We start from the raw sequence: 11,495 nt of genomic DNA, 5'->3' as shown, positions 1-11,495 counted from the left end.
ATTCTGTTGATGTTATGCAGTTTTCTCAAAGTAACTTCTGAAAGAAAGAGAACTAGAACTTACTTTGAGAATTTACCCAGCGTTTTTGAATGGCTCTGTACACTTGCAAGAGTACGGTACCGCTGGCCATGCCGATAGGAATGATGAAGCAGAGGGTCAGGACACTGGTGATATTGGCAAGGGCTTGGGCATAATCTCCAGAAACAAAATAGGTCGTTGTCATATAGGACCGATAGCCAGGGACTAGGGGAGCCAGGATAGCCAGAGAAAAAATGATAGAGGGTGTCTTGAGTAGGATGCTCATGACCTGGCTAATCATGGAGCCGATTACCGCTGCCAAAAAAGTGGCAATGAGCGGATTGGTTGGTCCCTGCAGTAGGAGATAGAGGAGCCAGACAAACATTCCTAGAAGTCCTCCGGGAACCAGAAGTTTCCGAGGAACATTGAGGATGACCAGGAAGGCAATCATGGCTAGAAAAGAAGCTACAGCTTGTAGTAAAAAATTCATAAGTTACCCCACGAGTAAGAGTGCAACAGTAGTCCCTGCACCCAGGGACAGGATAATCAGAGCCGTTTGAAAGAGCTTGGTCATGCCAGTATTGATATGGTTGGTCATCAGATCTCGGACCGCATTGGTCAGGGTGATACCAGGCACAAATGGCATGACAGCGCCAGCATTGATAAGGTTGGGATTGATAGCCAGGCTGGTGTATTTCTCTAGTAGGTAGGCGGTTAGGGAAAATAGCAGAGCTCCACAGAAGGTAGTCACAAAAGCAATGCCGATAAATTTCTCAATCTGCAGCGAGAGGGGAAAGGCCAGAGCGGTCGCAGCAGCAGAGCAAAAAGCATCCCAGGCGGAGCCGCCGAACATAAGGGTAAAGAAGGGAACGGCAAAAATAGCCGCCAAAATCAGCTGGCCAGTCGTGTAAGGTGCTTTTTCCAGTTTGATAGCAGACAGAATTTCCCAGGCCTCTTCAAGGTTAATCTGGCCTTCAACCAGCGAACGAGAGACCTGATTGACATCGCAGACCTTCTGCATATTGTAGCTGGAGGAGACAATTCTCTTCATCCGTGAAATGTTGGTGTGGTCAATGGAAAAGAAAATGGCCGCTGGAATGGCCAGCACATTGGCATCCATTATCCCTTGAGAATGGGCGATGCGAATCATGGTATCCTCCACCCGATGAATTTCCGCCCCGCTTTGGAGTAAGATGCTACCGGCCAGCATAAGCACGTCAATGACCAGGTCTTGCTCTTTTTGTTCCATTTCATCCCTAGCTCTTTCCTTGATGTTTTAGTTTATTATATCAAAATCAGCTCTGGGAAGAAGGATTTTTATAAATAATGAGCAAAATAGTTGAAAAATATTCGGATTGTAGTACAATTGACTGGTCAACAATTGACAAATCAACAAATGAGAGAAGTCATGTCAAGCATGGAAGAGGTACTTTACCAGCTGAAAATTACCGAAGAGACCATTACCAATCTATTTGAAAAGCGGTTGGGGATTTCCCTGACCCGTTATCGGATTCTTCAGATTTTGCTAGAGGAGGCACCGCTTTACCAAACAGCCTTGCAGGAGAGGCTTGGAATTGACCGCGCAGCCATTAGCCGGCATCTGAAAATTTTGGAAGAGGCGGCCTACATCCGTCGTGAGCGAAACCCTGACAATCAGAGGGAAATTTTGGTTTACCCGACCAAGAAAGCGCAGAAGGATTTGATTGATAGCCCGCCCAGCCAGCATGTGGTGGTCAAACGGGCTATGGAACATATCCTAACAGCTGACCAAGTGGAGCAATTTCAGCAGATTCTGACCAAGCTAAGTGCAGGCTTGAAAGACCTCCCTCTATAACTATTCTTAAGGAGATATAGCATGTCTATTTTTACAACTATTTTAGCTACCATCGTAGCATTGGAACACTTGTACATTATGTATTTGGAAACTTTTGCTACTCATTCGGACTCGACCAGCCGTGTCTTTAATATGGCCAAGGACGAGCTGCAACGCAAGTCTGTAACCACCCTGTTCAAAAACCAGGGAATCTACAATGGCTTGCTGGCCCTTTTCCTACTTTACGGAATTGTGACTGGCAATCTTGAAATTGTGACCATATTTGTCCTCTATGTTATCGGTGCAGCTGCTTATGGTGCGATTACTTCAAGCCCTAAAATTATCCTGAGCCAAGGAGGTCCAGCCATTTTGACCCTCTTGTCACTTTTGATATTTAAGTAGTCAAAAAGCCCCCGAACTGGAGGGCTTTTCGTGTACTCTTACTGAACATAAATGTCGCCATTTTGGCTATGCAGGGTCAACTTGTTTTTTGCATTTGGATTGCCATGAGTGGTTTGTTCGCTATCTTCATCAGCAGAAAGTTCTTCGATTGCGAGATCCTTCAGGCTTTCCTTATGAATGGTCAGGTCAATGTCACCGTCGTAGGCCAAGACATCATAGTTGCCGATGACTTGCAGCCCAGTGGCGCGAATGTTGCCATTTTCTACGGTCAAATGGTTGAGCTGGTCACTACTTGAGTCTTCCACATCTTCTAGTTTTACTTCCTGCAAATCAATATCTCCATCCCAGACTACGATGTTAGTTGAGTGAATGGTGGTTTTCTTGGCCAAGAAGTTACCGTTGTTGATAGAAATATCCAGTTTGTCAACGGTCATATCTTCAAGATTGGCATTTCCATCAAAGAGTCCGCCGGTCAATTCATCCAAATGGCTACCGGCTGGCAAGAGCAGGGTCGGTGTGGTGTAGGTTTGGGTTTGGGTTTGGTTCTCTTGGAGCATTTTTATACCTTCTAGGAAACCGTCATAGCGAAACCCCTGGTCGTTATTATCTTCAATGGTCAGACTGCCATTTATCAGGTCGTAGACAATAGGACTGCTCTGTTTCTTGCTGACTTGAAAATAGAGGGTCGGTTTTTCGACATCACTTGTAGAGATTGTGAGATTGGTGGAGCTATTGATTTTTTGCAAGTTGTCAAATTCAACCTGCTGGACCTGGTAGGAATTTTCTAGGTGATTTCCGATTTCATGCCAGCCACCTAGTAGGAGACCCAGCAAGGACAGAAGGAGGCCAGTTGCTAGGGTAATGAGAGTGTAGCGTGTGCTGGATTTAAGCTGTTTCATAGCGGTCTCCTTTCGGCAATAACTGTTGAATAAAGTGAAGGCTGGCCTGCAGGAGCTTATGGCCGATAAAAATGGTCGCCTTGATGCCCAAAATTCCCAGAGCTATTCCAATCAAGGATAGGCCGGTGACCAGGATGCCTGAGCTGATAGCAGTGGTAAAGAGTTCAAAGGCTGATAGAAAGCCGGAAATTCCTAGGCTAATCAGGGCGATGCAGATGCTGGCCATGGCTAGAACCAGGGCTAGGACGAGGAGGATGAGGCTCACAAAGAGAGCCAACACCACCAGACCCAGAATCAAGCCCATGGGAGCAGCCAAGATAGACAGGGTTACCAGAAGTAGACGGTTGCTGGTGCTAGGCTTTTCTCCACTGACTTCTTTCTCATAGAGATTAGCTAAAATATCACTAGCAGCTTGCTTGGGACTGCCCAATTCTGCGATGATCTGATCTTCGTTCTCAGGTCCAGCCTCGTCAAAGTATTCATTAAAATGTTCCATAGCATCATGGAAATCTTCTTGTGGCAGGCGTTTGAGATAGCCAGCCAATTGGTTCATATAGTCTGCGCGTGTCATCATTTTCTCCTTATTTGACAGTAATACTGGAATCGCTTGCGTCCAAAATCAGAGTAGGGGTGATGCCCTCCAGCAGGTATTCCAGGTGGAGCCAATCATCGTCACGTTCTAGGTGAGCAGCAATTTCCTGAGGCAAATGGAGCAGGCTATCGTCTGTTTCCGCTAGAAGATTGCTCTTTTGGGACATGCCCAAGGTGACCACAGAATCTTTGATTTCAAGGGCAAGTTCTCCCTGCCAGGTGGATTGGTTCATTGAAAGGTGACAATCCGCAATCTCCACATGCCCCTTGCCGAGGTTCAGACCTGTCAACATGAGGGTGCAATCTGCTGTCTGCCAGTCAAGGGTTGAACAACTAGAATCCTTGCACGTAAGGTTGATGTCTTTTGCCTCCATGATCCAGTTTTGGGCAGTGATGTGCTTGAAGGAGAGATTGCTATCGCTGGTTTCTGTTACCGTTAAGCGGTCCACAGTCAGGTTGTTGATAACCAGATTGGCATCGGTCAAACGAACATCTGCTGTGTGCAGGGCAGGTTTCTGGGGAAGTTTGAGGACAGTTTTTTGTCTGCTGTCTGAGTAAGCCATCCCAAAGCCCTTTGGTATCTCCATAGAAGAAAGGAGGAGTGTGTCGCCATCCAGGCAGAAGGTAAAGGGCTGGTAGTTGCCATCAAGAGAGGCGGGGGAGAGGAGGCTGGCGGAGTCCTTGTCCCAGCTCTCAATTATCAAGGTTTGGTCCTCCAGCTGGAGGTTAAGGCGTTGGAAGTTTGGCAAAGGGGTCTCCACAGTCTCAAAGTCGAGGGGCTTGGTGTCCTTAAAGCTGAAGTTCTTGAAAAAATTCTTCCAGTCCCAGGTCAAATCAACACGTAATGGCTCCTGGTTCTCTATCAGGGCATCTTCAGGCAGGTTAGCTATGATTTCCTGAGCAGCAGAGATCGGATCGCCTAGCTCTGAGATAGTCGCCTGGTCATCATTTCGGTCGTCGAAGTATTCTTGGAAATAGTCCATGGCCTCTTGTTTGGCGGTTGGATTGAGTTTGTTGAGTGCTTGTTCAAGCTGTTTTAAATAATCTACACGTGTCATTTTCGTAGGCTCCCTTCTATTATTCCGTCGATATTGTTCTTGTAGGCTGTCCATTCTCCCTTGAGGAAGGGGATGTGGTTCCGGCCGGCAGGAGTAATGGTGTAGTATTTGCGTTTGCGTCCTTGAAATTCCTGGCTGTAAGTGGTTACATAGCCGGCCTTTTCCAGTTTTTTCAGAATGGGATAGAGCGTGGACTCTTTTATATCGGCCACTATCTTGATGGTTTGACTGATTTCATATCCGTAGGAATCCTGCTTTTCCAGCATGGCCAAAATCAGAAATTCTATCAAGATAGAGGAAACGGGGTAGTACATGAAATCACCTATTTATCTTTATGTAATTATTTTATATATAAATTATATACCCATCATTTACTAAAATCAAGTAATTATATAAATTTTTTATATATTTTTTAAAAAAGTAAAAGCAACCCTTCCAGCTAGAAAAAGTTACTTCATTTGATATTAGTCGATAAAGAAAGTTTGTGGACCTTGGTAAGAACTTCCGTCATTGAAGGCGATGTAGACATTGAAAAGTGGTGTAAACAAGACATAGAAGATGGCTTGAATATCAGACAAACCAAATGCTTTACCATAGCAGTAAGTCAAATAAATGCCATAAAGTGGTCCAGCAAGTGGGATGAGTAGGAATAGGATAAACCAGCCCTTGTCTTCGCTGAATGTGATACATTGTTGGATATAAAGGTTGTAGAAAGGAATGAGGGATTTCCAACCAGCATAGCCAGCTTTTTTAAAGAGGATGAAGTTGGAAATGGCAAGGAGGACATACCAAATGAGTGAAAAAATCATACCGGCTCCCCAAAGCCCAACTAAAATACCTTGTGCAAATGTTTCTTCTGTCATAATAAAACTCCATTTCTTTTTGATGGTTCTATTATAACGGTATTATTTAAATAATACAATAGTTATATCGAACAATTTTCAAAAAAAGTAGATTTTTTCAGAAAACCTACTTTTCCTTCTTATTTGTAAGCTACAATACCTAAAATCACATCAACAGCTTTTTCCATGGTTTGCAGGCTAACGAACTCGAAGCGGCCGTGCATATTTTCACCACCTGCGAAGATATTTGGCGTTGGAATGCCCATGAAGGAAATCTTAGAGCCGTCTGTTCCTCCACGAACAGGCTCAATCAGTGGATTGATACCCAGATTTTCCATGATATCCTTAGCGATGTTGATTGGAGTCATGTCTTTTTCGATGATTTTCTTCATGTTGTAGTATTGGTCATGTAAGTTGACAATGACACGTGGCGTATCAAAGTTGTCATTCATTTTATCAGCAATGTCCAGCATGAGCTGTTTGCGGGCAAGGAAATCCTCTTCCTCAAAGTCACGGATGATATAGGTGGTAGAAGCAGTATCGACACTGCCTACCATGTTCATCAAGTGGAAGAAACCTTCGTAACCTTCAGTTTTTTCAGGGCGGTCTGCTTCTGGAAGAGCATTGTGGAAGTCAATAGCTAGTTGGAAAGCATTGATCATCTGGTCCTTGGCAGATCCTGGATGGACATTGCGTCCAAGGAAGTCAATCTTGGCAGCAGCAGCTGAGAAGGTTTCGTACTGGAGTTCGCCCAGCGGTCCACCGTCCATGGTGTAGGCAAAGTCCACATCAAAGTCTTCCACATCAAACTTGTCAGCACCGACACCGATTTCCTCGTCAGGACCAAAACCGACACGGATTTCGCAGTGCTTGATATCAGGATTTTGGACTAGGTATTCGATAGCCGTCATGATTTCTGCAATTCCTGACTTGTCATCAGAGCCTAGCAAGGTGGTACCATCTGTGGTAATCAGGGTTTGACCCTGGTAGTTGGCAAGTTGAGGGAAGTCTTTTGGATGCAATTCATAGCCAGAAGTTCCTAAAGCGATTGGGTTACCGTCGTAGTTTTCGATGATTTGTGGGTTGACACCATCTGCGTTGAAGTCAGCCGTATCCATGTGGGCAATAAAGCCGATTTTACGGGTCAGGCTAGGATCGTTGGCAGGTAGGGTTCCCACCGCAAAGCCGTTAGGCAGGTAGCGGACATCCTGCAGACCGATGCGTTTCATCTCAGGCAGGAGGATGTTTTGGGCAAATTCGACCTGGTTTTGAGTAGATGGAGTGGTGGTTGAGTTCTCGTCAGAGCGGGTATTTTCTTTGACGTAGACTAAAAATCGTTCGAGTAGTGTTGGGTATTTCATGTGGTCTCCTTACTTGTTCAAAATGTGTTTTTCAATGGCCTTGGCCACACCGTTGTTTTCATTGCTGTCGGTGATATCTTGGGCAATGGCCTTGACTTGCTCATTCGCATTTCCCATGGCAATGCCCAGTCCTGCAAAGGCAATCATTTCCAAGTCATTATTGGCATCGCCAACAGCCATGATTTCCTCAGGCAATATTCCTAGACGGTCAGCCAATTTTTTCAGCCCAGAGGCCTTGCTGGCACCGTTGGGCAGGATTTCCAGCAGGTATTCTTGACTGCGAACGGTCGAATATTTCTGGCTGAGGACAGGATTGTGGGTATTTTCAAAAGCATCAATGGCCTCTTTTTCACCGACAAACATGGCTTCAAAGAAGCGGTGTTTGCCAGATTTTGCTTCTTCTAGGTCGATGGAAATAGGTGTCATCCCGACCAGGCTGGCATCATGAACAACGGTTTCATTTGCTTTTTGTGCAACGACAAAGAAATGGTCTTCGTCGAAGAGTGTGAGTTGAACCTCATCAGCATTTGTAAATGTGTCAAGGTAGTCCAAGTCTGTCTGAGTCAGCTCCTCCCAGTCGATCAGACTCCAATCCTTGGTCAAATGGGTCGAGCAACCGTTGTTGACGATGATGTACTCGTCTTCTTGGTCAAAGCCCAGCTGTTCCACAAAAGGCTTGACACCGACCAGAGGACGACCTGTGCAGAGTACGACGGTCACACCAGCAGCAACGGCCTGGTGGATGGTATCAATCTGTGGCTGGGTCAATTCCTTCTTCTCATTAAGCAGGGTTCCGTCCATATCAAGGGCGATTAGTTTAATCATAGGCACCTCCGTATAGTTCTGATATTAGTATAGCATAAATTGAAAAAAGTCGGAATCAGTAGTGGAAGAATCCAAGAAATAATCAGGAAAATTTCCCTATTTTTGCTAGAAATATTTTTGACAAATCTGTAACAAAAACTTAATGTTTTGAAGAAATCCAAGCGGGTAAAGGACTTGATGAAGTTAGCTTAAAAAAAGCAAATAAAAATAAGGGAAATCATACCTGTCGGAGCTTGCAAATGCTATCAAATAAGGTTAGAATAGAGAAGCGAGTATAATAATGACTCAACTGTAATATGTTTTTATATTAAACTCATGCTAAGAATGTAGGAGAAACGAATGACGAAGAAGATTGCAAAAACAGCAGGTTTTGCTGCTGCAACAACATTGGCCGTCCTAGGACAACAAGCAGTAGAAGCTAGTGAAGTAGTCGTGCCGGCAGAGCCAGTAGCTGATCAGGTATTAACTACAGAAGCAACAGATGCAACAACCACTACCGATTCTACAAGTAGTGAAACAGCTTCTCCAGTAACAGAGGAAGAGGTTATCGCTGCTGAAGACGTTTATAAGGCAGCTGAAGCTGAGCAAGTAGCCCAAGAAGAAGTTGTGGCAACTGCAACTGCGGAAATGGACAGCACTCAGGCACAATTGGACCAGATTGATAGTGAGATTGCTGCAATTGACAGTGCTCAAACGATAATTGAGAATGCTCCTCAGATTATCGAGCAAACTGAATCAAAAATTGCTAGCGAGGAAGCAACGATTACTCCTGCTGAAACAGCTATTGCAACCGCAGAATCACTTGTGGCGACTGAGGCAACTGATTTGGCAACAGCTAAAGTTGGCGAAGTAGCAGCTAATCAAGTAGTGGCAGATGCTGAAAAAGCTCTTGCTGACGTTAAAGCAGACTTAGCGGAAGTTGGTCTTGAAAGTGCTCAAACAGCAGTAGACAATCTCAAAACAACTGAAGCAAAGCAGATTCAGCAAGTTTCAAGCCTTGAGAACGCTGTCAAAGTAAATGAAACTGCTGTTACAAATGCTGAAAAGGCGCTGACTTCAGCACAAACAACTGCTAAGCAAGACTTAGATAAAGAAATTAGTCAAGTCAATGCAAAATTGTCAGCTAAGAAGACGGAGTTGGCAAATACACCAGCAACAACTACGACGACAACAAATACGGTTAAATCTGTAGTTGGTAGCAATAAGATTACCTTGCCAAGCTCTTACATCAACACAGCCTACCCTGCTCTTAAACAAATTGAGAATGCTGGTTATACAGGCTCTCCAGCTTTCACTAGTGTTGTAAATCAAAATAAATCAAAAATTGTAGTTGCCAGTCAACAAGGAACTTATGGTATTCAATGGGGCGGAAGCGGTGTGAACACCTACCAATCAATTGCAGCAGATAAAACTCGTACAATTGACCCTGCTAATCTTACCAAGGAAGTCCAAAATGAGATTGCACAGTTTACAGCAGAGATATTGAACGGGGTTCGTACACAACTGGGTTTAGCATCAGTTGCTGTGACAAGTTCAGCCCAAGATTTTGCTAAGCGTGTTGCAAGTGCTTACAATAGTAAAGGTTTAAGCACACTTATCCATGATTTCACAGCTATTGGTTCCGCAGCAACAGCAAGTGGTCTTAAAACTTCGGATAATCGTGGCTACGAGTCCTTGGGGGACTTTGGACATGCTACAACAGTCGATCAGTTAAAAGGGCTCTTCTACAACTCATTGGTTTATATGCTCTTTAACGATGAAGGTTCTAACTTCGGTCATACGATTTCGCTCCTGCAAAATTCCGGCAATGATACTTATTATCTTGGTGCCACATCTCGAGTTGCCTCAAGTCAATTCCGCAGTACCAAGGCTACGCAGACTCAAATTTACATGATTCCTTCGTCGAATATTGTAAGTTCAAACTTTAGTCAGACGCCAATTACAGGTACTACTAGCACAACAGTTGACAACACAAATGCGATTAACAAGCTCAAGGCAGAAATTAAAACTCTCGAGACAAAATTGTCTAACTTGAGAAGTACTAACTTGGCATCTGCACCTATTGTTGTTGCAGCGAATCAAACACTTCGTACGGCTAAAAATCGTTTGCAAACAACTAAGGATAACTTGGCAACAGCGAAGGCTACACTTGAACAGACTCAGTATCAGTTGACAGTTGCTCAGAAGAATTTAGCTTCGCTTACTGCACAGAACCAACAACTCCTAACGAAACAAGGACAAGCTCAAACAGCACTTGCTAAAGCGCTTGTGGCTCAAAAAGCAGAGGTGGCAAAAGTTGCTCAAGCTAAAGAAGACTATAAAAAGGCAGTAGAAGCTGAAACGGCTGCCAAAGACAAATTAGTTGAAATTCATGGTAGAATTGCTGGCTTGAAAGAGAAAATTGCTGAGACAGAGAAATTGGTTGCAAATGCAACAACTTTGATTGCAGATAAAGAGCGACTAGAGACACAGAAATCTATTTTGGCTGGTCTCTTGTTGAAGCAAAAAGCAGACTTGGTTGAACAATATGATATTCTTAAGGATAAAACTGCTCTGACTGTTGAAGCAAAAGAAGAGTATCTTCGTCTGCTCAACTTGTACCGCTTGGCAACTGGGAACAATGTCTTCCAGCTTCCTGATGGAACAATTGTTGCTGTACCAGCGGTAGCTCCTACAGCTGATGCATTGCCAGAAGGTGAACTTCCTATTCTTACAAATCTAGGAAATACACCAACGGAAGGCTCAAATATTCCTCAAGGTTCAGGAGTTGCAGCTGCTGGTGGTGCCGGTGCTGCGGGTACAAATGGTTCAGCTGGAACTGTTAACCTTACTTCTTTGAGTGCGGGTGTTGCTCCTGCTCAAGGCACAAGCCAATCAAATTCTGCTAAGTCAGAATCTGAAAAAACATTGCCAAAAACATCATCAGTAAATTCAGATATCATGGCAGTTGTTGGTATGATGTCAATGGGACTTACTTTTGGACTCGCAAAAAAGAAACGCGATGAAATCTAATATTCATGATTAAGGGAATCGATTTGATTCTCTTTTTCTTATTACTGAATTAAAATATACTCTCTGCTAAAATATCAACATAGAGAAAAAGAGGTGTCCTTATGTATGAAGAACTGGTTTAAAAATTAAAGCAGTTGGGAATTTCTTATGATATGGTTGGGCATCCTACTGCCCTGACAACCCATGAGGCTGATTACTATATTGAGGGAATGGAAGGTGTGCGGGCCAAGTCCATGTTTTTGACCAATAAGAAAAATACGGCCTTTTATATCTTGATTATGGACGACCAGAAACAGCTGGACATGGAGGCTTTTAAGGAAATGGTTGGTGCCAACCGCATTCGCATGGCTTCAAGCGACAGTCTCTGGGAAAAGATGCGGTTGCCTGCGGGGAAGTTCCATATTTGGTTTGCTCAATAATCCCCAGAAAGATATTGAAGTCTATTTTGATAGGGAAATCTTGACGGAAAAGATTCTGACATTTCATCCAAATATAAATACCAAGACAATTTTTGTGGCAACCCAGGATGTTCTTGCTTTTGTAGAAAGTTTGGGCTTTGATATCCATATCGTCGACCTGCCATAGGATAATAAAGCAGGTAAATTCTCAAAGTAAGTTCTAGTTCTCTTTCTTTCAGAAGTTACTTTGAGAAAACTGCATAACATCAACAGAAT

At 43.9% G+C, this 11,495-nt stretch carries 12 protein-coding genes and 1 pseudogene; 4 read left to right on the top strand and 9 right to left on the bottom strand.

Annotated elements, in window-relative coordinates; all coding sequences use genetic code 11:
- Nucleotides 1-52 precede the first annotated feature (52 nt).
- Together ACHBGV_RS09730 and ACHBGV_RS09725 are read right to left on the bottom strand one after the other, a co-directional pair.
- Nucleotides 53-508, bottom strand: a complete 456-nt coding sequence (locus ACHBGV_RS09730; protein ID WP_394736236.1) for a threonine/serine exporter family protein — start codon at nt 506-508, stop codon at nt 53-55.
- Nucleotides 509-511: 3 nt separating this feature from the next.
- Nucleotides 512-1,267: a threonine/serine exporter family protein gene (locus tag ACHBGV_RS09725; RefSeq protein WP_394733571.1), complete on the bottom strand. Its 756-nt coding sequence runs from the start codon at nt 1,265-1,267 to the stop codon at nt 512-514.
- A gap of 159 nt (nt 1,268-1,426) precedes the next feature.
- Here ACHBGV_RS09725 and ACHBGV_RS09720 point away from each other — a divergent pair, with 159 nt between their 5' ends.
- Complete coding sequence (locus ACHBGV_RS09720; protein WP_105122317.1) at nt 1,427-1,852, top strand: MarR family winged helix-turn-helix transcriptional regulator; 426 nt, start codon at nt 1,427-1,429, stop codon at nt 1,850-1,852.
- A gap of 21 nt (nt 1,853-1,873) precedes the next feature.
- A complete protein-coding gene (locus tag ACHBGV_RS09715) occupies nt 1,874-2,233 on the top strand; it encodes a DUF1304 domain-containing protein (RefSeq protein ID WP_105111845.1) in 360 nt (119 codons plus the stop codon).
- Nucleotides 2,234-2,271: 38 nt separating this feature from the next.
- On the opposite strand, the gene ACHBGV_RS09710 is transcribed toward ACHBGV_RS09715, so the two are convergent.
- The 7 genes from ACHBGV_RS09710 to ACHBGV_RS09680 form a co-directional block, all read right to left on the bottom strand.
- The gene (locus tag ACHBGV_RS09710; RefSeq protein ID WP_394736235.1) at nt 2,272-3,132 is read right to left on the bottom strand and encodes a DUF4097 family beta strand repeat-containing protein; all 861 of its coding nucleotides are present in this window, start codon (nt 3,130-3,132) and stop codon (nt 2,272-2,274) included.
- Complete coding sequence (locus ACHBGV_RS09705) at nt 3,119-3,703, bottom strand: HAAS signaling domain-containing protein (RefSeq protein WP_105160126.1); 585 nt, start codon at nt 3,701-3,703, stop codon at nt 3,119-3,121. The genes ACHBGV_RS09710 and ACHBGV_RS09705 overlap by 14 nt, the downstream gene beginning before the upstream one ends.
- A 10-nt stretch (nt 3,704-3,713) precedes the next feature.
- Nucleotides 3,714-4,781 carry a DUF1700 domain-containing protein gene (locus tag ACHBGV_RS09700; RefSeq protein WP_394736234.1) on the bottom strand — a complete coding sequence of 356 codons (1,068 nt, stop codon included), beginning with the start codon at nt 4,779-4,781 and terminating at the stop codon, nt 3,714-3,716.
- Nucleotides 4,778-5,095 carry a PadR family transcriptional regulator gene (locus ACHBGV_RS09695; protein ID WP_394736233.1) on the bottom strand — a complete coding sequence of 106 codons (318 nt, stop codon included), beginning with the start codon at nt 5,093-5,095 and terminating at the stop codon, nt 4,778-4,780. Before ACHBGV_RS09695 ends, ACHBGV_RS09700 begins: the two co-directional genes overlap by 4 nt.
- Nucleotides 5,096-5,245: 150 nt before the next feature.
- On the bottom strand, nt 5,246-5,644 hold the full coding sequence (locus ACHBGV_RS09690) for a DUF5684 domain-containing protein (protein ID WP_172021944.1): 399 nt from the start codon (nt 5,642-5,644) through the stop codon (nt 5,246-5,248).
- Nucleotides 5,645-5,763: 119 nt separating this feature from the next.
- A complete protein-coding gene (gene pepT, locus ACHBGV_RS09685) occupies nt 5,764-6,984 on the bottom strand; it encodes a peptidase T (protein ID WP_394736232.1) in 1,221 nt (406 codons plus the stop codon).
- 9 nt (nt 6,985-6,993) lie between these two features.
- On the bottom strand, nt 6,994-7,809 hold the full coding sequence (locus tag ACHBGV_RS09680; RefSeq protein WP_394736231.1) for a Cof-type HAD-IIB family hydrolase: 816 nt from the start codon (nt 7,807-7,809) through the stop codon (nt 6,994-6,996).
- A gap of 339 nt (nt 7,810-8,148) precedes the next feature.
- Here ACHBGV_RS09680 and ACHBGV_RS09675 point away from each other — a divergent pair, with 339 nt between their 5' ends.
- Both ACHBGV_RS09675 and ACHBGV_RS09670 read left to right on the top strand, forming a co-directional pair.
- Nucleotides 8,149-10,821, top strand: a complete 2,673-nt coding sequence (locus ACHBGV_RS09675; protein ID WP_394736230.1) for an SEC10/PgrA surface exclusion domain-containing protein — start codon at nt 8,149-8,151, stop codon at nt 10,819-10,821.
- Between the two features lie 152 nt (nt 10,822-10,973).
- Nucleotides 10,974-11,406, top strand: a pseudogene (locus ACHBGV_RS09670) (YbaK/EbsC family protein).
- The last annotated feature ends 89 nt before the right edge of the window (nt 11,407-11,495 follow it).

This window comes from Streptococcus sp. A34 (genome assembly GCF_043674115.1).
In the GTDB taxonomy this organism is placed as follows: domain Bacteria; phylum Bacillota; class Bacilli; order Lactobacillales; family Streptococcaceae; genus Streptococcus; species Streptococcus suis_V.
Note: the sequence above shows the minus strand (reverse complement) of the source record. Positions and strands in the feature narration are given on the sequence as shown.